Below are 21,569 nucleotides of genomic sequence, written 5' to 3' on the forward strand. Positions count from 1 at the left end.
AATTAAGGACGTACGCCACGTATGTAAGTGGTGAACCGGGTCCTTACAAGGAACGTCTCATGTCCAATCCTTATGCAGAGATATTCAGAGCGCCGGGAGCCAAAGGCTTTTCAGCCGCCGGCTTCCTCGCCCGCCTGCCGATCGCCATGGCGCCGATCGGCATCGTCGCGATGCTGTCGCAGACGCACGGAGAATACTGGTTGGCGGGCGCGGTGTCGGCCACTTTCGCGCTGACCAACGCGCTGATCTCTCCCCATATTTCCCGGATGGTGGATCGCTACGGCCAGACAGCCGTCGTCATCCCGACCACGACGATTTCGATCTTTGCCTTCCTCGCCCTCATTGCGGCGGCCAATCAGAATTGGCCCGATTGGGCGCTCTTCGTCTCGGCCTTCCTAGCCGCCGCCATGCCCAGCATGCCGGCATTGCTGCGCGCCCGTTGGACCGAGATCTTCCGTGACCGGCCCGAGTTGAACACCGCTTTTGCCTTTGAATCATCGGCAGACGAGCTCGTCTATATCGCCGGAGCGTCGCTCTCGGTCGGATTGGGGGTCGCTCTCTTCCCCGAGGCGGGCATGCTGGCGAGCACGATTTTCCTCGCTCTCGGAACGCTGGCATTCATCATGCAGCGCTCGACCGAACCGAGGCTGCGCCGTACGGATGTCAAAGCATCGCAAGGCTCGGCGATCCGCCTGCGTGCCGTTCAGATCATCACGCTCGCCCTCGTATTCGTAGGCTCCACCTTCGCGACGGCGGAAGTGAGCGCCGTTGCAATCACCAAGGAACTCGGCCAGCCGAATTGGGCAACCGTCGTCATCGGCGTCTATGCAATCGGGTCCTTCGTGCTCGGCCTGATCCTCGGCGCCCTCAACCCAACGATGCCGTTGCACCGACAGCTCCTGATCGCCGTGAGCGCCCTTGCCGTCACCTCCTGGCCTCTGCTGATGGCCGGCACTGTCCCCCTCCTGGCGCTCGCCGTCTTTGTCAGCGGCATCGCCATTTCGCCGACCTTCATCACGGCCTTCGGCCTGATCGAGCGCCGCGTACCCGCCTCGATGCTGACGGAAGGGGTGACGTGGGTGACGACCGGCATCGGTATCGGCATGGCGCTCGGTGCCTTCGTCGCAGGCTGGGTGGTCGACAGTTTCGGGGCTGAGAACGGCTTCTGGGTGTCCGTTGTCGCAAGCGCGGCGACCGTGGCTATCATCGGTCTCGGTCAGCGGAGTTTGGCCGGAACCACGGCGGAATGCGCCGTAGGTCCGCTTGCCCAACCGGCCGAGTAGCCAGGGCGCAGGCGTAGCACGCCATACTGCTCCGTAGGATGGCGAATTTGGTGGGAACATGCCTCGCTCTCCTCGGCGCGGCATGTTCTTGTGCGATCATTCAGGTTATCAACGTCGGACGAAGAGCGACATATTGCGACGGGAGGCGATCATGAAGGCGCGCATCAAATGGGTCGAAGGGCGGACCTTCGTCGGCCAGTCCGGCAGCGGCCACAATGTCGTGCTCGGCACGGCTTTTGGGCAGGAAGGGAGCACGCCCGGGCCGAGCCCGATGGAACTGGTGCTGATCGGCACCGGCGGATGCTCGGCCTTCGACGTCGTCCATATTCTCGAAAAGGGCCGCCAGCCGGTCGAGGATTGTATCGTCGAGCTCAGCGCCGAGCGGGCGGACCAGGATCCGCGCGTGTTTACCCGCATCCACATGCATTTCGTGGTCAAGGGGCGCGGGCTTGCGGAAAACAAGGTCGAACGCGCCATTGCGCTGTCGATCGAGAAATACTGCTCCGCATCGGCAATGCTTGCCAAGACGGCCACGATCACCCACGACTTCGAGATCGTCGATACTGCTGCCGCCTCGCCGGAGTGATGTGCAGGGCCTGGCCGGTCGGGTCCGAGCCCTGCAGCCCGGACCGGAGTCCCCAGGACCATTTCCTAAAATCTCCAAAGATATTCTTCGGGAACAACTGTTTATCTCAGCTGCGACTTGGCATTTGCCATTCGCGTGCAGATGAACATAATTTCATGAATGAAATTTAATCTGAAGAATGAGGCGAATATCACATTTTGACTTTTGTCGTGGCGTTATCTGGTGGCGACGGCGCGGTGGATCGGCCGGAAGACCAGTATTTGTTCTGGGAAAGCTGATGTAAATCCACCCTCGCCGCGTATCAAACCTCCGGATTTTAGAAGGAGACACGCCATGGCCAACTCTTCAGAACAAAAGGGCTCGCGCGCGGGCCGCTTGACCGCCGTGCTGGCGGCTCTGTCCTCCGTTTCCGCGCTCAGCCTCGCCGCTCTCGTCGCGGAACCTGTTGCCATGCACGCAACGCACAACCAGAGCTCGACCGTGCGGGCGGCTCCGAATGCCGTGCAGCGGCCATCGGCGGCGGAGCCCGGCGACTTTGCCGACATCGTCGCCCAGGTGAAGCCGGCGGTCATCTCGGTGCGCGTCGAGATCGACGCGGCGCAGCAACAGGCCGCAGCGCAGGATGACGATGGCACTGCCGATCCCGATGACGGGCAGGGTCCCCTCATGGGCGAGGGCTCGGGCTTCTTCATCTCCGCCGACGGCTATGCGGTGACCAACAATCACGTCGTCGACCATGCCCATTCCCTCGAGGTGATGACCAGCGACGGCCGCAGCTACGAGGCGAAAGTCGTCGGCACCGATCCGAAGACCGACCTTGCCTTGATCAAGGTCGACGGCCGCGATCTCCCGCATGTGCGCTTTGCCGATCAGCGGCCGCGTGTCGGCAACTGGGTGATCGCGATCGGCAATCCCTATGGCCTCGGCGGCACGGTTACCGCCGGGATCGTTTCGGCCGAAGGCCGCGACATCGGCGCCGGTCCCTATGACGACTTCATCCAGATCGATGCGCCGATCAATCGGGGCAATTCCGGCGGGCCGGCCTTCGACGTCAACGGCGATGTGATCGGCGTCAACACGGCGATCTTCTCGCCCTCCGGCGGCTCAGTCGGCATCGGCTTCGACATCCCGGCCGACACGGCAAAAGCCGTCATCGCCGAGTTGAAGGACAAGGGCCATGTGACGCGCGGCTGGCTCGGCATCAAGGAGCAGCAGGTCACTCCCGATATCGCCGAAGGCCTCGGCCTGAAGGAGGCTAAGGGCGCGCTCGTCGACGAGGCGGATCCGGCCGGTCCGGCCGGCAGGGCTGGTATCCGGTCCGGCGATCTCATCATGGCGGTCGGTGGGGCGACGATCAATGACCCGCGTGAACTGGCTCAGAAAGTGGGCGCGATGGCTCCGGGCACCTCCGTCACGGTGAGCATCCTTCGCGATGGCGCGGCAAAGGACGTCACCTTGACACTCGCCACAATGCCGGAGGACCGCCCGGCGCCGGTGGAGGCGGCAAGCGGCGGCGGTGCTGCCCCTAGCAGCGAACAGGACTTCGGGCTGCTGCTTGCGCCGGCAAGCAAGGTGGTCAGTGCCTCGGAAAAAGGCATGGTCGTCGTCGCCATCGATCCGAAGGGAGCGGCGGCGCAACATGGGCTTGAGGCGGGCGACGTCATTCTCGACGTCGGCGGCAAGGCGGTTTCGAACGCAAGCGACTTCCGCCGCGATCTCGTGTCGCTCCGCAAGGAAGGCAAAGTCGCCGCGCTGCTCCGCATCCAGTCGGGCGGCGTGACGCGCTTCGTCGCCTTGCCGCTCGCCCACGCATGACGAAGCAGGTGGCGAAGGCTTTGCCGGATAGGATCGGGAGTGGGGAGACGAGCATACTCGTCTCTCACGTCAACGGGTCAGGTTAGCTTATCAATGTGCCCAGCTGGGATCCCATTGAACGTCCTCGACAAGCTCCACATAGATCGGCGCCTCACCCTCGCTATGGGTCCTTGCAAGCCGGAAGGCGGCTTCCGGCTCCATTTCCTCGCCTGGGAAGATGACGTCGTCCTTCGACGGGTCGACGGCCTGACGTACATAACCCCTGATCTCGTCGCGGTAGCGGTAGAGCTTGACGATGATTGCGCCCGGCACCGGCTTTTCAGGCAACCGTCGGATCAGCATGCGGATCTCTCCTCTCAAGGAGGCATCTATATCTCCCGCAATCGGATCGGCGGCATCAGCTAGGCCATTCCGGCCGGGTCGCCGATCGGCAGAAGCGCCGGGTCGGTCGGGTCTTTGGTGTCCTCCGGCTTCTTGACCGGCGGATCGGGGGACTTCTCAAGGCCGCGATCCGGCCGGCCGGGGATTCCTTGCGGCTCTCTCGGCGTTTCGGCAGGTGCGGGTATAGGATCTTGCTTCGGCATGGCGGTCTCCTTTCGAAGAGACAACGACCGTGGGAGACGATGGTTCCTGACCTTGCTTTCCTCGGAATGACACGGGAAGCACTGGTCGGCGACCAAGCGAAATTACTTAGGGTCGCGCGGAATTTCAGCCCGCGCTAGCGCCGCCGAGAAAAGCTCGTCCTGTGTGAGCAATTTCCTGCGCCGCTTTTCAGCCCGTCATCGACTAAGCGCTGCATGGCGGCCATCTTGTCATTCCGCTCTTGATCCCTACGGATGAGATCGCGCACATCGTCACTGGCGTTCGCATAGCGGCCAGTCCGCGTTTGTACTTCCACCCAGTCCTTCATGGCGTCGGGCAAAGATACGTTCATCGTGGCCATGTCAGTCTCCATACTACGGCCAGGATGACGCTCTTTGGCAAAACTTTGTCAAATCCGAATTCCCTCGGGAAAAGGCAGGTTATCCTGCCCCGTCCTTCTTCCTGGCGGTGGCGAGCGGCTGCGATGTCAGCTTGAACTTGGCCATTTCCGCGGATGTCAGATAGTAGAGCCGGTCCGGCGGGGTTTCGAGCGCGGTGATCCAAAGGCCGGCGCCGATCCCCATCGTGTCGAGATGGCGGGTCACCCGGGCCGTGGTGGATTGTGCCGCAGACATCGCTTCATCCGCCGTTTGCCGGCCGCTGCCGCCATTGAAGACCTGGTGCACGCCGACGATGGCATCCTTGTCGGCGATGCGGCTGACGCCGCCAGCAAAGATGATGGGACAGGAGGAGGCGCAGAGCGCTCTCGACGCCACCCTGGTCCCAAGCTTCCTTTCGCGGATCAGGCTCGAAATCGCCAAGGCGTCGTCCACCGAACCGCCGGGAGAATTGAGCGCTACGGTCTTTACATATTCGCCGCGCACCGCAATCTCCTCGGCGAAACGTCCGCTTGCGCCGGGATCAATCGTGCCCTCGGCGAGCAGGACGCCGGCGGATGCGAGTTCGAATGTCATCGGTCGTCGCAGCACGTCCTCCGGGCTTGCGGGCTGTACGTGCGGAGTCGGCCCGCCTTCGGTCAGCGCCGGCGGCAGGATGGGCCGGTTCTCATGGAACGGATCGAAGGCCGGCAGCTCGGCATTCATCGCCGTAAGGTCGCGCACGTCGATCAGCAGAAAGATTGCCGCAGCCGAGAGCAGTGCGTAGAAAGCGCCGCGCATCAGCACGCCGTCGTCGAGGCGCATCAGCGCCTTGAAAGTGTCATCGATCCTCATGCGACCGATCCTTTGTACGCGTTCTCTGGTCGAGATTGGTGATGTTGTTCAGCTCCTCCGCTTTCCCTTCGAGCTCCGCTTGCGTGACCATCTCCCCGAGATTGGCGCCGTTCGCGGTTACCGCTCGCTGCACGTCCAGCGCCTGCAGAAGTTCGGCCGCCGTGATGCGCTCGGCAAAGGGCAGCTTCTCCTCCTGTTTGCGGATCGCCCCGTGCACGGCAGCGAGAATGAACACCAGCACGCCCGGCAAGAGGTCGATGGAAATCGCTCCGGCCCAGGCCGGAATGAAATCGGCCGCATAGCGCAACACGGCTTCGGCGGAGGAGAGCGGGACGAAGCGCCGCTCCGCCACCGGCGCCCGGGCGAGGATTTCGTCGGCCGCCTCGGAGAGCACCTTGGACTGCGCCGCCACCGAAACCCGCACCGTCTCCATCACCTGGTCCTGACGGTTGACGAGATCGGCGTCGCCGCCATCGGCCACCGGGGCGATGAAGCCGAGCGACAGGTCGTCAGCCGCGCGGCGGATCGACGGCGCGATCGAGGTCTGGCCCAGCGAGGCTATGACGCCTGTGAGTGCCACCACTTCCGAGGAGAACTGGTCGGCACGCGGTTCGATCGCGCCCGGCGCGGAGACTAGCATGCGCATCGTCTCGAGCCGCTTCTGCCCCTCGTTGAACAGCGTCGTCACCTGTTCGCGCGAGGCGTTGATGCCGTTTTCGAGTTCCTTCATCTGCGCCGACATTTGCGACAGAAGCTGCACGACGCTTCCCGAGCCCGTCGTGCCGGTGAGCGCGCCCGTCTGCCGCTCCGAGGCGGCAAGCTGGGCGAAGCGTTCGGAGGCACGCTGGATGTCGGGCAGCAGGCTCTGGGCGGCAAGGGCGTTCTGGTGCGCCTGGTCGAGGTCGGCCGTATAGTCCTCCACCGTTTGCGCCAGATGCTGTTCGAGCGCGGCCGATCCGGCCAGTGCCGCCGCATTGAGCCAGCTCGACATGGCGATGATCATGGCCGCGCCCAAAGCCATGACGCCAAGCATCGCGGCCCGGCCCGTATGGGTGATCACATGCGGATAGAAGCGGGCCATATAGGTCCAGAAGGCGTAGATTCCGACGGACACCGAAGCCGAATAGATCATCGCCGCGAAGAAGACAGCGGTCGCCGAGCCGTCGAGAATGCTGCGCACGCCGAGATAGGTATAGACGCCGGAGGCGAGCGCCAGCACCGCAAGCGCAAAGCGCGTCATGGTTTCGACAGCCACGACGCCGTCGTGCAAACGTTGGGATGCGCCGACTGCCATGGGCAAGATCTCCGCGAAGGAATGTATTCCTTAACAGAGAATGAAGAAGCGGGCGGAATAAAGACCGCCGCCTACCACCAATGGCGTAACGGGAGCGGGACCTTACGCTCCGTTGGCGCCACCTCGCCGGGCCGGTATGTTCGCGTCCTCCACCTCCGGCATGTCTCGGATGGCCGACAAGCAGTCGGTCGCTTCGGAATGTCTTCTCAAACGAGCGAAATGAATCCGCCGCAAGGCCTCGCTGCGGCTGTCGCGTTTGACGGGGGCCGCCAGCTCGACACCCGGAATGGCTTGAATCCTGATCAACAGGCGTTCGCGCTCTTCGACGCTAACGCCGGCGCGGATCGTGAACATGATGTCAGTCATTGCCCGAAATCCCTGGTGCCTATGCTGCCAATGAGCTGCTCCAAGTTCAGACGACCATAGCCGAAATCGGGCGTGAAGTCTTGGCCGCTCATGGCCGGCACCTTGTCGGCGCTCGAAGCCAGGGCGCCGCGGATCACTGCGGGATCCCTCGCGCCGCCGTTCGCGATAAAGAGCGCCGCGGCGGCAGCAACATGCGGAGACGCCATCGATGTTCCGGGCCATGCATCATAGTCCGTCTCGCGTATGTCCGGCTTTCCCTGCCTCCAGCGCCCGTCGGGTCCTCGCTCCGCTCTCCAACGCATTTGGCCGGGATAGGTCGGCAGCGTCGACCAGATCGCGTCGCCGGGGGCCGTGATCGTTATGTGGTTGCCGCGATTGGAAAAGCTGGTGATCCGGTCCTGAAGATTTGTTGCGCCCACGGCGATGACGCCCGGTATCGCCGCAGGATAGGAGATCGGACTACCGTCGCGCCGTTCGTTCCCCATTGCAGCAACGACGGTCGTTCCATTGGCAAGCAGCGCCTCGAAGGCTGCACTCTCCGTCGGGTCGGGCGCGCCGCCGCCGCCGATCGAGAGGTTGACGACGTCAATGCCGGCATCGGCGCAGTCGAGCAGCGCCCGCAGATACATCACCGGGTCGACGAAATAGGCGAACTCCGCCGTGCCGTCAGGATAGGTCAGCAGGTCGGGGCGATCGTCGAAAATCTTCCAGGCGTGGATCTGGGCTCGCGATATTCCGTTGATCCCGAGATCGTTGTTGATGGTTGCCGCGATCGTCCCTGCCACATGCGTGCCGTGGCCGACCAGATCCTGGGCCGAGCTCGCCGCCGGAAGATCGGGGTGCTCGTATACATATCCACCAATCTGGTCTTTAAGGTCCGGGTGATCCGCGTCGATACCGGTATCGAGCACTGCGACCTTGATCCTGCTTGCGTCGTCGAAGCCGCTTAGATTGCGGGCCTCGTCCCATCGGACTTTGCGGAGATTCCACATCGTATGGGCAGGCGGCGGTTCCGTCGCAATGCGCCCGCGAGCCCCGGGTTGAGCTGCCTTGGAGGCGCGCCGAGCGGGTTTTCGCGGCGATTTTGCCACCAGATAGCGCAGCGGCACCCGCGCCACGGATGCAACGGTCGGATCTCCCGCGAGCGCCAACTGAAGTTGCCGCAAGTCGACGTCACTCACCAACTCGACCAGGCTGGCGGCCCCGCCCGGTGTTCGCAAATCGATGGCGGCGTTCAGGTTCAGGGCAGGTGCCGACCACCCGTCCCCCTCGTTTTCGGGTACCCCGAGCAGTTCCGGCTTGGCGCTGCCGTCACGGCTTGGCCGCACCAGCATCCGGCTGGCGTAATGGGGAGACTCCCGTGATACGGGCGTAACGCGTTTCACCAGTCCCGCTCGCTCGTAAAAGGACAAGGCCTGAAGCCCGCTGCCGAATGATGCGCGTGCCGCCTCGAAGGTCGCTTCGAAGCTTGGCTGGCGCGGCTGAGGCTTCATGCGGACGAACAGCATTGCTTCATGGTAGGCCGGGAGCCCGGCGTTCCTGAACAATGGTCCCATCATTGCCTCGCACTTACTTAGGATGGCGCCGCCTATTTTTGACGCAATGCAGGGTGGATTTCAACGGCACCGGAAGTGTGGCGCGGGACCTGACAGGCAATATCTGGGCGTGGGTCGACCGGCAGGTGTCCGTCAATCCGGAACGACCACCAGCTTGCCGACGAATTTCTTCGCCATGAAGTCCCTCTGCGCCCGATGAAATTCCGACAGCGGATAGACGCCGCCGACAAGAGGGCGGATCTTCTTCTCTTCTATGTAGCCGACTAGCCTCCGGAAATCGGCGCGGCTGCCCTGGCTCGAACCGTGCAGCTCCAGTTGCTTCAGATACATGGTTCTCAGATCAAGCTGGACGACCGGACCGGCGATCGCGCCCGCCGTCGTGTAGCGGCCCTCCGGACGCAGGATTTTCAACAGATCGTTGAAGAGGGGACCGCCGACGAGATCCGCGACGACGTCGATCGGCGCGCCGTGCACGGCTTCGTTGACGGCTTCGAAGAGATCGCCCCTGCCGCGGGTGACGACCGCCTCGGCGCCGATGTCGAGCATGGCGGCTTCCTTGCCCGGACCGGCAACCGCGATCGGAACGGCGCCGCGGGCGCGGGCGAGCTGGATGATCGCCGAGCCGACGCCGCCGGAGGCGCCGGTGACCAGGACGCGTTCGCCGGCCGCAAGCCGCGCCCGTTCCAGCATGCGTTCGCCGGTCAGATAGGCGCAGCAGAAGGTGGCGAGTTCGACATCCGTCAGGTCGGTTGCCACCACATGAGCGTTCTCGGCCGGCAGCGCCATGTACTCGGCATAGCCGCCGTCACGGCCGTGGCCCATATAGTCGATGTCGGCCAGACTATCGTCGTCGCGGTTGTAGATCGAGAAATCGACCATGACGCGTTGGCCAATGCTGACCTTGTCGACGCCCTCGCCGACGGCGACGATATGCCCGACCGTGTCGGTGCCCTGGATGCGCGGGAAGGTGAGCGTGTTGCCGTGCCGCCTCCAGGTGGAGACGGCGCCGGGATCGTCCTCGGTGCCATAGGCGCCCTCGCGCACCCAGACGTCGGTGTTGTTCATGCCGCAGGCCCTGACCTTGATCAGCACCTCTCCAGGAGCTGGAGCCGGGACTGGGACGTCCCGGCTATAAACGAGCTTGTCCAACCCGCCGTGGCCGGTGAGCAGCACTGCCGCCATGGTCTTCGGAACGGAATGCATCATGGGCCTTCTCCTTCAGCGGCCGAGCACGGACTGGATCGCGTCGGCCGCCGCCTTGACGACGATGTCGGCCTCCTCGCGCGTCAGGCAGAGCGGCGGGGCAAAGCCGAGAATGTCGCCCTGTGGCATGGCGCGGCCGATGACGCCACGCTCGAGGAGCGCTGCCGCGACTTGCGGGCCGATCTTGCGGGCCGGATCGAAGAACTTGCGGTCGTCGCGGTCCTCCACAAATTCGATCGCCGCCATCAACCCATCGCCGCGCACCTCACCGACATGGCGATGGTCGCCGACCGCCTTCTGCAGCTCGGCGCGGAAATAGGCGCCCGTCGAGCCGGCATTTTCGACGATGCCGAGCTCGTCGATCAGTTCAAGATTGGCGATGCCGGCGGCCGCGCAAATCGGATGCGCCGAATAGGTCCAGCCATGGCCGATGGCGCCGAGCTCGTCCGAGCCCTTCACCAGCACCTGCCAGACCTTGTCGGAGACGATCGTGCCGGAAAGCGGCGCATAGGCGGAGGTCAGGCCCTTGGCGATGGTGATCAGGTCCGGCTTGATGCCGTAATGGTCGGAGCCGAACATGGTGCCGAGACGGCCGAAACCGGTCACGACCTCGTCGGCAACGAGCAGGATGTCGTATTTCTCAAGCACCGCCTGAATCTTCTCCCAATAGCCCTTCGGCGGCGGCACGATGCCGCCGGTGCCGAGAATCGGTTCGCCGATGAAGGCAGCGACCGTGTCGGGCCCTTCGGCGAGGATCATCTCCTCGAGCTTCTCGGCGCAATAGTCCGAGAACTGCTCCTCGCTCATCGAACGGTCGGGGCGGCGGAAGTAGTAGGGCGCCTCGGTGTGCAGGATCGGCGCACGCGGCAGGTCGAAGGCATTGTGGAAGAGATGCAGACCGGTCAGAGAGCCGGTCATCACACCCGAGCCGTGATAGCCGCGCCAGCGCGAGATGATCTTCTTCTTCTCGGTCCGGCCGAGAATGTTGTTGTAGTACCAGATCAGCTTGATGTTGGTTTCGTTGGCATCCGAACCCGAGAGGCCAAAATAGACGCGGCTCATGCCTTCCGGCGCGCGATCGATGATCATCTTCGAAAGCCTTATCGACGCTTCCGTGCCGTGGCCGACATAGGCGTGGTAATAGGCGAGGTTCTTTGCTTGGCTCGCGATCGCCTCGGCGATCTTCTGGCGGCCGTAGCCGACATTGACGCAATAAAGTCCGGCGAAGGCGTCGAGGCTGCGCTTGCCGCCGATATCGGTGATGTAAACTCCTTCGCCGCCACCGATGACGCGCGTCGGGCTCTCGCCGCGCGCATGCGTTCCCATGTGGGTCGAGGGATGGAAGAAATGGTCGCGGTCCCAGGCGCTGAGTTCGTTGCTTCTTTCGAGCATGGTCGTTCCTTTCGTCAATCCGATCAGGCGGCGGTGTCGATGCAGAGATATTTGAGCTCGGTGAAGGCCTCTATCCCGTGGCGAGAGCCCTCGCGGCCAAGACCGGACTGTTTCCAACCGCCGAAGGGGATCGGCCCGCCGGTGATCTTCACTCGGTTGATCGCCACCATGCCGTATTCGAGCGCGCGGGCGAGCCGCATCTGGCGGGCGCCGTTTTCGGTGACGACATAGGCGACGAGGCCGTATTCCGTGTCGTTCGCCCGGGCGGTCACCTCGTCCTCGCTATCGAAGGCGGTGACGGCGGCGACCGGGCCGAAGGTTTCCTCGCGCATGATCAGCGCCTCGTCCGGCACATTGGTGAGCAGCGTCGGTTCGAAGAACAGCGGCCCCGCCGGGTGGCGCTTGCCGCCGGCGGCAAGCCCGGCGCCGCGTCTTAGCGCGTCGGCGACCTGCTCCTCGACCTTGGCGACGGCGCGCTCATGCATCAGCGGGCCGATCTCGGCGCCCGGCTCGAGCCCGGCTCCGACCTTCAGGCGCGCCATGCGGGCGGCGAAAGCCTCCTGGAAGGCTTTGAGGATCGGCCGCTCGACATAGAGGCGGTTGGCGGCAAGGCAGTCCTGTCCTGAGGTCGCGAACTTCGCGGCGATGGCGATATCCGCCGCCTTCTCCACATTCGCATCGGCAAAGACGATCAGCGGCGCATGACCGCCGAGCTCCATCACCAGTCGCTTCATCGTCGGCGCGCATTGGCCCGCGATCAGCCGGCCGATCTCGGTCGAGCCGGTGAAGCTCACGGCACGGACGCGTGCGTCTTCGCACAGGCGCCCGACAACGGTCGCCGCATTGCCGGTGACGACGTTGAAGACACCGGCGGGCAGGCCGGCGCGTTCGCCGAGTTCGGCGAGGGCAAGAGCGGAAAGCGGGGTCTCGGAAGAGGGATGCGCCACGACGGTGCAGCCGGCCGCGAGCGCTGCAGCCGCCTTGCGGGTGATCATGGCGGAAGGAAAGTTCCAGGGCGTGACGATGCCGACGACACCGAGTGCCTCACGGCGGACGATCATCTCGGCGCTGGCGAGATGGCTCGTCACGCTTTCGGCATTGAGACGCTTGCCCTCCTCGGCATACCACTCGAGGAAGGAAGCGGCGTAGTCGATCTCGCCGCGCGACTCGGCAAGCGGCTTGCCCTGCTCGAGCGTCATCAACAGGGCCAGGTCTTCGCGGGCCGCGAGCATCAGTTCGTGCCACCTGCGCAGGATCGTGGCGCGTTGCTGCGGGAGCATGTCGCGCCACGACTTGGACGCCTTCTCCGCCGCATCGACCGCTTCGGAGGCCTGCGTCGCATCCAAGGAAGCGACGAAGGCGAGAGCGGCACCACTCGCGGGATCGCTCACTTCGAGGCACTTTCCGTTGCGCGCGGCCACCCAGCGCCCGCCGACATAGGCGAGCTCCCGCAGCAACTGCCGGTCGCTCAGGTGTTTCAAGGCTTCGTGGAAGGCGGTGCGCGCAAAAATTGCGGTCATGTGCAAATCTCCTCGTCGTTACGAAGAGATTGACACCGTTAGCGCGAGAGATTGTCCATTCCCCCGCTCTCCGATAGAGACTTTGGCCAAAGGAGCGTCCCCCGCGAGAGAGACTGTCTAACCCCAGCGACCGAGGCACCCCCTCTGCCCTGCCGGACATCTTCCTCATAAGGGGGAGATTGGGCTCCGCATCAACTGCTAAACTTATGGCTTCGGCGTTCGCAAGTTGCATTTTGGGGCAGGTCCATCCTCCAGCCGAAATCTCCCTAGGGTTTGCTTGCGGGGAGACGACTCGCGGTAGCCGCTCCTTTCATGAAGCTGACCCAGTCGGAACTCCCATAGGCACCGAACGCGCCGCTAGCTTTCGCGGCACTATCGAGAACACCAAAGCTTTGATGAAAAAATGAGCACGTGGCGATTTTGATCGCCATTGAGACCAGCGGCAGCTACGCAAGCCATTGATAAAGAACACGTGACGCTCTTGGCACAAGGCTTGCAAGCCTGTCTTGTATGCAAGATTTGTCGCCACAACAGAACGATCAAAACGAGATAGGCGAAGCCATCGTCTCCGGTATTCTTTCGGCCCGCATTCGCCCCGGAACGCGGCTCGGTGAGAGCGAGGTCGCGAGCCTTTTCAGTGTTTCCCGCACCAGGGTGCGCGAAGCGATGATGCGGCTCGAGCAGCGCGGCATCGTCAAGGTCAGCCCGCGGCGCGGCTGGTTCGTCGTCGAACCCTCGGCCGAGGAGGCGATGATGGTCTATGCGGCGCGGCGGGTCATCGAGGCGGGGCTGCTGCGCAGCATGGAGGCGCTGACGCAAAGCGGCCGCGACAAGCTTCGTGCGCATCTGGCCGAGGAAAAGCTGGCAATTGCCGCCGGCGACCGGCAGCGTCTCACCTGCCTCATGGGCGACTTCCACATCCGCATCGCCGAACTTGCCGGCAATACTATCCTTGTCGAGATCCTGCGGGACCTGACGGCGCGCACCATCCTGATCTCCTTGCTCTATCAATCCGATTTCCACGCCATGCAGTCGCATCTCGGCCATTGCCGCATCGTCGCGGCGATGGAGGAGGGGAATTTTTCCAAGGCGGCGGAGCTCTCCGTCGAGCATCTGGACGAGGTGGAAACGGGGCTCGACCTCACTCGTCGCCCCGATCCGCTCGCCGATCTTCGGCACTCCCTTTCGCTGCCGCCGCAGAATGCGGCCGCGTCGTCAAATGCACACCCCGAAAAGCCAAACCATGACATCAACAGAGGAGAATGACCCAATGCTTTCAAGAAGAGTTTTCGTCGCCATGGCGGCAATGGTCGCCGCGATCGGCTTCGGCTCCATGGCGCAGGCCGATGCACTCGGCGACATCACCGCCCGCGGCACGATCCGCGTCGCCGTGCCGCAGGATTTTCCGCCCTTCGGCAGCGTCGGCCCGGACATGGCGCCGGTCGGCTACGATATCGACATGGCCAATCTGATTGCCGAGAAACTCGGCGTGAAGGTCGAGCTGGTGCCGGTGACCAGCGCCAACCGCATCCCCTATCTGCAGACCAACAAGGTCGATCTCGTCATTTCGAGCCTCGGCAAGAACCCGGACCGCGAAAAGGTCATCGACTTCACGGCGGCGTACGCGCCTTTCTATAACGGCGTCTTCGCCCCGGCCGATTTTGCCGCCACGAAGCCAGAAGAGCTTGCCGGCAAGACCATCGGCGTCACCCGCGGCGCCGTCGAGGATCTGGAACTGACCAAGGTCGCGCCGTCCGATACCGTCATCAAGCGTTACGAGGACAATAACGGCACGATTTCGGCCTTCCTTTCGGGCCAGGTCGAGGCTGTCGCGACCGGCAACGTCGTCGCCGCGGCGATCCTTGCCAAGAACCCGCCGAAGCGCCCGGAACTCAAATTTCTGATCAAGAACTCGCCCTGCTATATCGGCCTTTCCAAGGAACAGCCGGCGCTGCTCGAAAAGGTCAACGGCATCATCGCCGCCGCCAAGACCGACGGCAGCCTGAACGCCATTGCGCAGAAGTGGCTCGGCGCCGACCTGCCGGCCGAACTCTGATTACCCCCAAGCCACTCCGCGCGAGCGGGGTGGCGTCACCGCCGTTTGCAAACAGGGGTGCGCCTTGAACTATCACTTCGAATTCGGCTGGCTCTTCGAATACTACCCGCAGATCGTAAAGGGGATCGCAATCACGATCCAACTGATCGCCGTCGGCGCCGTCGCGGGCATTTCGCTCGGCATCGTCTGCGCCTGGGTGCGGGCGCTCGGACCCCTGTGGCTGAAGCCGGTGGTCGCCGCCTATGTGGAGCTGATCCGCAACACGCCGTTCCTGATCCAGCTCTTCTTCATCTTCTTCGGCCTGCCGTCACTGGGGCTGCAGCTCAGCGAACTGCAGGCGGCAAATATCGCCATGGTCGTCAATCTCGGCGCCTATAGCTCAGAAATCATTCGGGCCGGCATCCAGGCGACGCCGAAGGGCCAGTTCGAGGCGGGCGCCAGCCTTGCCATGACCCCCTTCGAGACCTTCCGGTATGTGGTGCTCATCCCGTCGCTTCAGCGCATCTGGCCGGCGCTGTCGTCACAGGTCGTGATCGTCATGCTCGGCTCCGCCGTCGTCTCGCAAATCGCCGCCGAGGACCTGACCTTCGCCGCCAACTTCATCCAGTCGCGCACCTTCCGCGCTTTCGAGGCCTATTTCGTCTCGACCGCCGTCTACCTGCTGCTAGCCATCCTGCTCCGCCAGGTCCTCGGCATGGTCGGCTGGCTCATCTTCCCGAGGAGGGCGGCCAGATGATCGAGTTCACCATCTGGGACATCCTGCGCAACCTGTTGCTTGCCACCCGCTGGACGCTCCTGCTCTCGCTCGTCTCCTTCGTCGGCGGCGGCATGGTCGGGCTGTTGCTGCTCTTCCTGCGGATCAGCCGGCGCAAGTGGGCGCGGGCGGTGGCGAAATACTATATCGAGCTGTTCCAGGGGACGCCGCTCCTGATGCAGCTCTTCATCGCCTTCTTCGGGCTCGGCCTGTTCGGTATCGACGTGCCGGCCTGGCTGGCGGCGGGCGTCGCGCTGATCCTTTGGAGCGCCGCTTTCCTCGGCGAGATCTGGCGCGGCTGCGTCGAGGCGATCGCCAAGGGACAATGGGAGGCCTCGGCCAGCCTCGGCATGGGCCGGCTGCAGCAGATGCGCTACGTCATCCTGCCGCAGGCGATGCGGATCGCCGTGCCGCCGACCGTCGGATTCTCGGTGCAGGTGATCAAGGGAACGGCCCTGACCTCAATCATCGGCTTCGTGGAACTGTCGAAGGCCGGCACCGTCGTCACCAATGCCACCTTCCAGCCCTTCACCGTCTACGGTCTCGTGGCGCTCATTTATTTCGCGCTCTGCTGGCCCCTGTCCAAGAGCAGCCAGATCCTCGAAAGGAAGCTCAATGTCGCTCATCGAAATCACTGACGTCCGCAAGAGCTTCGGTGACAACGAGGTGCTGAAGGGCATCGATCTCGATGTCGCGCCGGGCGAGGTGATCGCCATCATCGGCAAGAGCGGATCGGGCAAGTCGACGCTGTTGCGCTGCATCAACGGGCTCGAGACGATCAGCGACGGATCGATCTCGGTCGCCGGCACCCAGCTTCTCGACGACGAGGCGCATCTGAAGGCGCTGCGGCTGAAGGTCGGGATGATTTTCCAGCAGTTTAACCTCTTTCCGCATCTGACGGTCGGCGGCAATGTCATGCTGTCGCAGATGGTCGTGAAGAAGACGCCGAAGCCGGAGGCGGAGGCGATGGCTCGCAAGATGTTGGAGCGGGTCGGCCTCAGCCAGAAATTCGACGCCTATCCGGACGAGCTCTCCGGCGGCCAGCAGCAGCGTGTCGCGATCGCTCGCGCGCTTGCGATGCAGCCGATCGCATTGCTCTGCGACGAGATCACCTCGGCGCTCGATCCGGAATTGGTGGCGGAGGTGCTGGCGGTGGTGCGCGAGCTTGCCGCCGAAGGCATGACGCTGCTGATGGTCACCCATGAGATGAAGTTCGCCCGCGACGTCTGTTCGCGGGTCGTCTTCATGCATCAGGGCCGCGTCCACGAGATCGGTCGGCCGGAGGAGGTTTTTGCCAATCCGCGGACGCCGGAGTTAAAGCAGTTCCTCGGGGCCCACTGAGGAGCCGCCGCGGATCAGGGCCGCACGGTGATGCGGCCCTTCATGTTCGGGTGGTAGCGGCAGATATAGTCGAAACTGCCTGACTCCTTTAGCAGGAGCCGGCCCGATCGCTTTGCCGGAATGAGCACGTCGGCGCCGCCCTTCACCGTGGCGGTGTGGACGAGCGCATCCTTGTTGATCCACTCGATCTCGTCGCCAGGCTTCGCCTCGATTTCCGTCGGCACGTAGACGAGACGGTCGATCATCACCTTTATGGTTTCTGCCTGCGAAGGAGCGGCGGTCGCTCCCAGCAACAGAGTTAAAAGGGCCGCTCGCACTCGCACCGCACTCATTTCAGCTCCGTCGCGACATGTTCGGCGTGCTGCTGATGACCCTGGAAGAGCTTCAGCCCGGTTTCGAGCAGGCTCTTGAGCTCGCCGTTCTGGGCCGCCGGAATCAGCATTGTTTCGAGCGCGCCATTGACCTGCTTGTGGTAGGCGACCTCGTGCTCGACATAGGCCTTGTCGAACTCGGCGCCCGTCAGCTTTGCCAGTTCCTGGCGCTTCGCTTCGGCCGCCTGCGACAGTGCCTTGCTGGTGTCGTTGTCTTCCGGCGTGACGTTCAATTTCTTGACGAGGTCGAGGGCTTGGCTGTTCACCGCCTCGTGGTCGCGCACCATCGTCTCGGCGAATTCGACGACGGCCTTGTTCTTGGAGGTGGCGATCGCCTGTTTCGCCGCTTCGATGTCGAGCACGCCGGCCGTATAGGCGATATGGGCGATCTGCGGATCGGTCGGCTTGTCGGCGCCGAGCGCGCCGTTGGCGGCGAAGATGAGCGCGATTGCCGCTGCCGCGGTCGTCAGTCGGATGGTCATGGGATGTTCCTTTCCTCGAAGATCAAAAGGCGTTTTCGTTGACGCGCTTTGGATGCTTCGGCGGGCGAAACGTTCCCGCTTATTCGTCGGCTTCTATCGTTTGGCCGGAGATGCGGGCGAGGACGGCCTCGGTCAGGCGCTCGCAGCGTTTCCCGGCGAAGGGGAAGGCATCGAGCAGGACTGGGCCAATCTGCTTTTCTAGTTGCTGCTTCAGCAGCTGGCGCGCCCGATGCAGCCGCGTGCGGACGGTCTCGGGGCGGAGCCCGAGCAGGGCGGCAGTTTCCTCGTTGTTGAGGCCTTCGATGACGCGTAGCACGAAAACGGTCCGGTAGGCGTCCGGAAGGTGATCCGTCAGCCGTTCGACAAGGTCGAGAATCTCTCGCTGGGCCATGGTCTTTTCCGGGTCGCTCGTGTTTGTGTTCAGCGGGAAGGCGATGATCTCCGCCTGATGCGATTGCCGCATGCTCTCGACGAGCGCCATCTGGCGCCGGCTCTTGCGCAGTCGGCCGAGCGCCTCGTTGATGACGATGCGGGCAAGCCAGGTGGTGATTGCGGCGTCGCCGCGGAATTCGGCAAAATGCGTGAAGGCGCGTACATAGGCCTCCTGCAGCACGTCTTCCGCGTCATTGTTGTTGCGAACGATGCTCCGCGCGATCCGATAGAGCTTGCGGTTATGCGCCTGCATGACGGCGCGAAAGCTTTCGATATCCTCCGCACTGGGCGGGCTTTTCAGGCGATGGCGGATCTCAACGCTGGGCATGATCGGCTCCCCATGGTCATGTTGTTGCGCATTGGATGCCGCATCGCGCGAAACGTTCCCAAATGGCGGCATCACCGAATATAGCGCGGCGATGCCCCAATTCGAGCATCGCCGCGCGGGCCGTCTTCGAACATGCTGTGTGGAAAGGGCGATCAAAAAGAGAAAGCCCGGCGCGGGAGGAGGTGCGCCGGGCTTTCGATCCTGATCGGCAACTGGGAGGAGGAGGGTCGCCGATCCCTCAATAGAGCTGGGAGGAGGAATGCTCTATCGATAAGTCATACAATAATGTTGCATCGCAGCAATTGCAAGCCCAAAATGCAAATTATTTTGTCTGACCGGTAAAAAATGATCTGTAACTGCGACGCCGATAGGGCAAGCGGCAGGCGATCCGTTTCAGCAGCTTGCCTTCGGGGCAAGCTGCGCCAGATTCGGACAGAACGAACGAGGAGGCGGCCATGGCGGACGAACGCAAGGCGGCTTTGGTGCGGATCACCGGCAGGGTGCAAGGGGTGTGCTTCCGTGTCTGGACGCGCGACGAGGCCGAACGCCTCGGACTTGCCGGCTGGGTGCGCAACGAAAGCGACGGTTCGGTGACCGCCCTGATCGCTGGTACTGGTCCGGCGGTCGACACGATGCTCGGTCGGTTCTGGAAGGGACCCCCGGGTGCCGCCGTCGCCAGCGTTGCGAGCGAGGATGCATCTTCCACTGAAGCGCCGGCGGGGTTTCGCATTACCCGCTAGCTGCGATGACCTTGGGTTGGGGCAGAGGGAGGCCGTGGGCAAGTCCCCTCCCCACAGGTGGGAGGGGCTTACCGCGGCGCGCCCGCTCCGCCTATCTCGACCTTTGCCCCAGAAGCTGTCAGTTCAGTCTATCGAGCCTTGCACTGACTGGGAAAAGTGGCGCGACATTGCGGCCAGAAAAGCCCCCCCCTTTGTGGGGAGGGGTTGGGGAGGGTGAAAGCGGAGGGCGCTAAAGTGCTAAACCCGTTCCAGCGCTACCGCGATGCCCTGGCCGACGCCGATGCACATGGTGGAGAGCGAATAGCGTCCGCCCGTTTCGGCGAGCTCCAGCGCCGCGGTGCCGGTGATGCGGGCGCCCGACATGCCGAGGGGGTGGCCGAGCGCGATCGCGCCGCCGTTGCGGTTGACGCGCGGGTCGTCGTCGGCGATTCCGAGTTCACGCAGCACGGCAAGCCCCTGGCTGGCGAAGGCCTCGTTGAGTTCGATGACGTCGAACTGGTCCTGCGTCATGCCGAGCCGCGCCATCAGCTTCTGCGAGGCGGGCAAAGGACCGATGCCCATGATGCGTGGCGGCACGCCGGCCGTGGCGCCGCCGAGAATGCGGGCGATGGGCTTCAGGCCGTGTTTTCTTGCCGCCGCCTCTGAGGCGATGATCAGTGCCGCCGCGCCGTCATTGACGCCGGAGGCATTGCCGGCGGTGACGGAGCCGCCGGCGCGGAACGGCGCCTTCAGCTTGGCAAGCGTTTCGATCGTCGTGGCGCGCGGATGCTCGTCCCTGTCGACGACGAGCGGCTCGCCCTTCTTCTGAGGTATGGTGACGGCGACGATCTCCCGGGTGAGCCGGCCGTTCGCCTGGGCGGCCGCAGCCTTTGCCTGGCTGCGCACGGCAAAGGCGTCCTGGTCCTCGCGCGAGATTTTAAAATCTTCGGCAACGTTCTCGCCGGTCTCCGGCATCGAATCGACGCCGTATTGCGCCTTCATCAGCGGGTTGACGAAGCGCCAGCCGATGGTCGTGTCGTGGATTTCGGCGTGACGCGAAAATGCGCTGTCGGCCTTTGGCAGGACGAACGGCGCCCGCGACATGGATTCGACGCCGCCGGCGATCATCAGTTCGGCCTCGCCGGCCTTGATGGCGCGGGCGGCTGCGATCACCGCATCCATGCCGGAGCCGCAGAGCCGGTTGATCGTCGTGCCGGGGACGGCGACCGGCAGTCCGGCGAGAAGCGACGACATGCGCGCGACATTGCGGTTGTCTTCGCCCGCCTGGTTGGCGCAGCCGAAGATCACGTCATCGACCGCCTCCCAGTCGACCGAAGCATTGCGCTCGGCAAGCGCCTTCAGCGGGATGGCGCCGAGGTCGTCGGGGCGCACAGAGGAGAGCGAACCGCCGAAGCGGCCGATCGGGGTGCGAATGTAATCGCAGATATAAGTGTCGCGCATCAGGCGGCCTCCTTGCCCGGCCCGGTGCCCTCATGGGCCTTCTTGGTGCGGGCGTTGATGTCGCGCAGCACCGAGAGCTCCGTCTCGGTCGGCGCAGGGGTTTCGATAACGGTCTCGGCGAATTTAATCGGCCAGGCGCAATTCTCGACGATCCGCTCGCGGCTGACGCCCGGATGGATCGAGACGACGGTCAGTTCCTTCGTCTCCGAATCCGGCTCGAGGATGCACAGATCAGTGATGACGCGCGTTGGCCCCTTGGTCTTCAGGCCGAGTTTTTCGCGGGTGTTGCCGCCCTCGCCATGGCCCATCGAGGTGACGAAGGGGAGCTTCTCGACGAAGCCGCGCTTCGAAAGCGCCATGGTGATGAAGATGCGGCCGCAATTGGAGGCGATCTCCGGCGCGCCGCCGCCGCCCGGCAGGCGGACCTTTGGGTGGTCGTAGGGGCCGACGACGGTGGTGTTGAGATTGGCGAAGCGGTCGATCTGCGCACCGCCGAGGAAGCCGGTCGTGATGCGGCCACCCTGTAGCCAATAGCGGAACATTTCCGAAACCGAGACGGTGAAGAGCGCGGTATCGCAGAGCTCGCCGTCGCCGATCGACAGCGGCAGCACGTCCGGCTTTGTGCCGACGGTGCCGCTCTCGTAGATCAGCGTGATGCCCGGCGCATGCGTCAGCCGGGCGACGTTGCAGGCGGCCGAAGGCGCCCCGATGCCGACGAAGCAGACGTCGTCGTTGGAAAGTTCGCGCGCCGCGGCGATGGTCATCATTTCAGTGGGGGTGAAATCCGTCATCCTTG

Annotated in this window: 23 protein-coding genes and 1 pseudogene; 9 read left to right on the forward strand and 15 right to left on the reverse strand. The window is 63.8% G+C overall.

Annotation, left to right across the window (positions count from 1 at the left end):
* The first annotated feature begins 59 nt into the window (after window positions 1-59).
* The 3 genes from NXT3_RS26060 (at window position 60) to NXT3_RS26070 (ending at window position 3,684) form a co-directional block, all read left to right on the forward strand.
* The gene (locus tag NXT3_RS26060) at window positions 60-1,283 is read left to right on the forward strand and encodes an MFS transporter (RefSeq protein ID WP_104840955.1); all 1,224 of its coding nucleotides are present in this window, start codon (window positions 60-62) and stop codon (window positions 1,281-1,283) included.
* A gap of 151 nt (window positions 1,284-1,434) precedes the next feature.
* Entirely contained in the window at window positions 1,435-1,869 is a 435-nt protein-coding gene (locus tag NXT3_RS26065) for an OsmC family protein (RefSeq protein WP_097525731.1), read from the forward strand.
* 333 nt (window positions 1,870-2,202) lie between these two features.
* A complete protein-coding gene (locus NXT3_RS26070) occupies window positions 2,203-3,684 on the forward strand; it encodes a Do family serine endopeptidase (protein WP_097525732.1) in 1,482 nt (493 codons plus the stop codon).
* A 90-nt stretch (window positions 3,685-3,774) separates the two neighbouring features.
* Here the strand turns inward: NXT3_RS26070 and NXT3_RS26075 are convergent, their stop codons facing one another.
* The 10 genes and pseudogenes from NXT3_RS26075 to NXT3_RS26120 form a co-directional block, all read right to left on the reverse strand.
* Window positions 3,775-4,026, reverse strand: a complete 252-nt coding sequence (locus NXT3_RS26075) for a hypothetical protein (RefSeq protein ID WP_104840956.1) — start codon at window positions 4,024-4,026, stop codon at window positions 3,775-3,777.
* Between the two features lie 59 nt (window positions 4,027-4,085).
* Complete coding sequence (locus NXT3_RS26080; RefSeq protein WP_037418750.1) at window positions 4,086-4,268, reverse strand: hypothetical protein; 183 nt, start codon at window positions 4,266-4,268, stop codon at window positions 4,086-4,088.
* Window positions 4,269-4,370: 102 nt separating this feature from the next.
* Window positions 4,371-4,627: pseudogene (locus NXT3_RS26085) on the reverse strand (type II toxin-antitoxin system ParD family antitoxin).
* A gap of 79 nt (window positions 4,628-4,706) precedes the next feature.
* Window positions 4,707-5,498 carry a COG3904 family protein gene (locus NXT3_RS26090; protein WP_104840957.1) on the reverse strand — a complete coding sequence of 264 codons (792 nt, stop codon included), beginning with the start codon at window positions 5,496-5,498 and terminating at the stop codon, window positions 4,707-4,709.
* Entirely contained in the window at window positions 5,485-6,792 is a 1,308-nt protein-coding gene (locus NXT3_RS26095) for a hypothetical protein (RefSeq protein WP_104840958.1), read from the reverse strand. Before NXT3_RS26095 ends, NXT3_RS26090 begins: the two co-directional genes overlap by 14 nt.
* Before the next feature lie 102 nt (window positions 6,793-6,894).
* Entirely contained in the window at window positions 6,895-7,158 is a 264-nt protein-coding gene (locus tag NXT3_RS26100; RefSeq protein ID WP_104840959.1) for a hypothetical protein, read from the reverse strand.
* A complete protein-coding gene (locus tag NXT3_RS26105) occupies window positions 7,155-8,714 on the reverse strand; it encodes a S8 family peptidase (protein WP_104840960.1) in 1,560 nt (519 codons plus the stop codon). Before NXT3_RS26105 ends, NXT3_RS26100 begins: the two co-directional genes overlap by 4 nt.
* Before the next feature lie 132 nt (window positions 8,715-8,846).
* Complete coding sequence (locus tag NXT3_RS26110; RefSeq protein ID WP_104840961.1) at window positions 8,847-9,920, reverse strand: alcohol dehydrogenase family protein; 1,074 nt, start codon at window positions 9,918-9,920, stop codon at window positions 8,847-8,849.
* Window positions 9,921-9,932: 12 nt separating this feature from the next.
* Complete coding sequence (locus NXT3_RS26115; RefSeq protein WP_104840962.1) at window positions 9,933-11,309, reverse strand: aspartate aminotransferase family protein; 1,377 nt, start codon at window positions 11,307-11,309, stop codon at window positions 9,933-9,935.
* Window positions 11,310-11,332: 23 nt separating this feature from the next.
* Window positions 11,333-12,829 carry an NAD-dependent succinate-semialdehyde dehydrogenase gene (locus NXT3_RS26120; protein ID WP_104840963.1) on the reverse strand — a complete coding sequence of 499 codons (1,497 nt, stop codon included), beginning with the start codon at window positions 12,827-12,829 and terminating at the stop codon, window positions 11,333-11,335.
* A gap of 510 nt (window positions 12,830-13,339) precedes the next feature.
* Between NXT3_RS26120 and NXT3_RS26125 the strand changes: the two genes are divergently transcribed.
* The 5 genes from NXT3_RS26125 (at window position 13,340) to NXT3_RS26145 (ending at window position 16,980) form a co-directional block, all read left to right on the forward strand.
* Window positions 13,340-14,095, forward strand: coding sequence for a GntR family transcriptional regulator (locus tag NXT3_RS26125; protein ID WP_037418773.1), 756 nt, complete (start codon window positions 13,340-13,342; stop codon window positions 14,093-14,095).
* 4 nt (window positions 14,096-14,099) lie between these two features.
* Window positions 14,100-14,885, forward strand: a complete 786-nt coding sequence (locus tag NXT3_RS26130; protein WP_097539124.1) for a transporter substrate-binding domain-containing protein — start codon at window positions 14,100-14,102, stop codon at window positions 14,883-14,885.
* Between the two features lie 64 nt (window positions 14,886-14,949).
* A complete protein-coding gene (locus tag NXT3_RS26135) occupies window positions 14,950-15,621 on the forward strand; it encodes an amino acid ABC transporter permease (RefSeq protein WP_104840964.1) in 672 nt (223 codons plus the stop codon).
* The gene (locus tag NXT3_RS26140) at window positions 15,618-16,277 is read left to right on the forward strand and encodes an amino acid ABC transporter permease (protein WP_037418782.1); all 660 of its coding nucleotides are present in this window, start codon (window positions 15,618-15,620) and stop codon (window positions 16,275-16,277) included. Before NXT3_RS26135 ends, NXT3_RS26140 begins: the two co-directional genes overlap by 4 nt.
* Complete coding sequence (locus NXT3_RS26145; RefSeq protein ID WP_104840965.1) at window positions 16,255-16,980, forward strand: amino acid ABC transporter ATP-binding protein; 726 nt, start codon at window positions 16,255-16,257, stop codon at window positions 16,978-16,980. The genes NXT3_RS26140 and NXT3_RS26145 overlap by 23 nt, the downstream gene beginning before the upstream one ends.
* Before the next feature lie 14 nt (window positions 16,981-16,994).
* On the opposite strand, the gene NXT3_RS26150 is transcribed toward NXT3_RS26145, so the two are convergent.
* The 3 genes from NXT3_RS26150 to NXT3_RS26160 form a co-directional block, all read right to left on the reverse strand.
* Window positions 16,995-17,312 (reverse strand): cupredoxin domain-containing protein, encoded by a 318-nt coding sequence (locus tag NXT3_RS26150; RefSeq protein WP_037418789.1) that lies wholly within the window; start codon window positions 17,310-17,312, stop codon window positions 16,995-16,997.
* Window positions 17,309-17,833 carry a DUF4142 domain-containing protein gene (locus NXT3_RS26155; RefSeq protein WP_097525746.1) on the reverse strand — a complete coding sequence of 175 codons (525 nt, stop codon included), beginning with the start codon at window positions 17,831-17,833 and terminating at the stop codon, window positions 17,309-17,311. The genes NXT3_RS26150 and NXT3_RS26155 overlap by 4 nt, the downstream gene beginning before the upstream one ends.
* 79 nt (window positions 17,834-17,912) lie before the next feature.
* On the reverse strand, window positions 17,913-18,593 hold the full coding sequence (locus tag NXT3_RS26160) for an RNA polymerase sigma factor (RefSeq protein WP_104840966.1): 681 nt from the start codon (window positions 18,591-18,593) through the stop codon (window positions 17,913-17,915).
* Between the two features lie 455 nt (window positions 18,594-19,048).
* Between NXT3_RS26160 and NXT3_RS26170 the strand changes: the two genes are divergently transcribed.
* Window positions 19,049-19,333, forward strand: a complete 285-nt coding sequence (locus tag NXT3_RS26170; protein WP_037418795.1) for an acylphosphatase — start codon at window positions 19,049-19,051, stop codon at window positions 19,331-19,333.
* A 237-nt stretch (window positions 19,334-19,570) separates the two neighbouring features.
* Here the strand turns inward: NXT3_RS26170 and pcaF are convergent, their stop codons facing one another.
* Window positions 19,571-20,773 carry a 3-oxoadipyl-CoA thiolase gene (pcaF, locus tag NXT3_RS26175; RefSeq protein ID WP_037418798.1) on the reverse strand — a complete coding sequence of 401 codons (1,203 nt, stop codon included), beginning with the start codon at window positions 20,771-20,773 and terminating at the stop codon, window positions 19,571-19,573.
* A complete protein-coding gene (locus NXT3_RS26180; protein ID WP_104840968.1) occupies window positions 20,773-21,564 on the reverse strand; it encodes a CoA-transferase subunit beta in 792 nt (263 codons plus the stop codon). The genes pcaF and NXT3_RS26180 overlap by 1 nt, the downstream gene beginning before the upstream one ends.
* Between the last annotated feature and the right edge of the window lie 5 nt (window positions 21,565-21,569).

It is taken from the genome of Sinorhizobium fredii, from assembly GCF_002944405.1.
Classification (GTDB): Bacteria; Pseudomonadota; Alphaproteobacteria; order Rhizobiales; family Rhizobiaceae; genus Sinorhizobium; species Sinorhizobium fredii_C.

What these genes read in the sequence shown, in the direction of transcription:
- NXT3_RS26155 (WP_097525746.1), bottom strand. Translation starts at nt 17,833, where the DNA reads ATGACCATCCGACTGACGACCGCGGCAGCGGCAATCGCGCTCATCTTC.
- NXT3_RS26105 (WP_104840960.1), bottom strand. Translation starts at nt 8,714, where the DNA reads ATGGGACCATTGTTCAGGAACGCCGGGCTCCCGGCCTACCATGAAGCA.
- NXT3_RS26075 (WP_104840956.1), bottom strand. Translation starts at nt 4,026, where the DNA reads ATGCTGATCCGACGGTTGCCTGAAAAGCCGGTGCCGGGCGCAATCATC.
- NXT3_RS26110 (WP_104840961.1), bottom strand. Translation starts at nt 9,920, where the DNA reads ATGATGCATTCCGTTCCGAAGACCATGGCGGCAGTGCTGCTCACCGGC.
- NXT3_RS26140 (WP_037418782.1), top strand. Translation starts at nt 15,618, where the DNA reads ATGATCGAGTTCACCATCTGGGACATCCTGCGCAACCTGTTGCTTGCC.
- NXT3_RS26170 (WP_037418795.1), top strand. Translation starts at nt 19,049, where the DNA reads ATGGCGGACGAACGCAAGGCGGCTTTGGTGCGGATCACCGGCAGGGTG.
- NXT3_RS26125 (WP_037418773.1), top strand. Translation starts at nt 13,340, where the DNA reads ATGCAAGATTTGTCGCCACAACAGAACGATCAAAACGAGATAGGCGAA.
- NXT3_RS26160 (WP_104840966.1), bottom strand. Translation starts at nt 18,593, where the DNA reads ATGCCCAGCGTTGAGATCCGCCATCGCCTGAAAAGCCCGCCCAGTGCG.
- NXT3_RS26120 (WP_104840963.1), bottom strand. Translation starts at nt 12,829, where the DNA reads ATGACCGCAATTTTTGCGCGCACCGCCTTCCACGAAGCCTTGAAACAC.
- NXT3_RS26060 (WP_104840955.1), top strand. Translation starts at nt 60, where the DNA reads ATGTCCAATCCTTATGCAGAGATATTCAGAGCGCCGGGAGCCAAAGGC.
- NXT3_RS26090 (WP_104840957.1), bottom strand. Translation starts at nt 5,498, where the DNA reads ATGAGGATCGATGACACTTTCAAGGCGCTGATGCGCCTCGACGACGGC.
- pcaF (WP_037418798.1), bottom strand. Translation starts at nt 20,773, where the DNA reads ATGCGCGACACTTATATCTGCGATTACATTCGCACCCCGATCGGCCGC.
- NXT3_RS26070 (WP_097525732.1), top strand. Translation starts at nt 2,203, where the DNA reads ATGGCCAACTCTTCAGAACAAAAGGGCTCGCGCGCGGGCCGCTTGACC.
- NXT3_RS26150 (WP_037418789.1), bottom strand. Translation starts at nt 17,312, where the DNA reads ATGAGTGCGGTGCGAGTGCGAGCGGCCCTTTTAACTCTGTTGCTGGGA.
- NXT3_RS26095 (WP_104840958.1), bottom strand. Translation starts at nt 6,792, where the DNA reads ATGGCAGTCGGCGCATCCCAACGTTTGCACGACGGCGTCGTGGCTGTC.
- NXT3_RS26145 (WP_104840965.1), top strand. Translation starts at nt 16,255, where the DNA reads ATGTCGCTCATCGAAATCACTGACGTCCGCAAGAGCTTCGGTGACAAC.
- NXT3_RS26130 (WP_097539124.1), top strand. Translation starts at nt 14,100, where the DNA reads ATGCTTTCAAGAAGAGTTTTCGTCGCCATGGCGGCAATGGTCGCCGCG.
- NXT3_RS26180 (WP_104840968.1), bottom strand. Translation starts at nt 21,564, where the DNA reads ATGACGGATTTCACCCCCACTGAAATGATGACCATCGCCGCGGCGCGC.
- NXT3_RS26065 (WP_097525731.1), top strand. Translation starts at nt 1,435, where the DNA reads ATGAAGGCGCGCATCAAATGGGTCGAAGGGCGGACCTTCGTCGGCCAG.
- NXT3_RS26115 (WP_104840962.1), bottom strand. Translation starts at nt 11,309, where the DNA reads ATGCTCGAAAGAAGCAACGAACTCAGCGCCTGGGACCGCGACCATTTC.
- NXT3_RS26080 (WP_037418750.1), bottom strand. Translation starts at nt 4,268, where the DNA reads ATGCCGAAGCAAGATCCTATACCCGCACCTGCCGAAACGCCGAGAGAG.
- NXT3_RS26100 (WP_104840959.1), bottom strand. Translation starts at nt 7,158, where the DNA reads ATGACTGACATCATGTTCACGATCCGCGCCGGCGTTAGCGTCGAAGAG.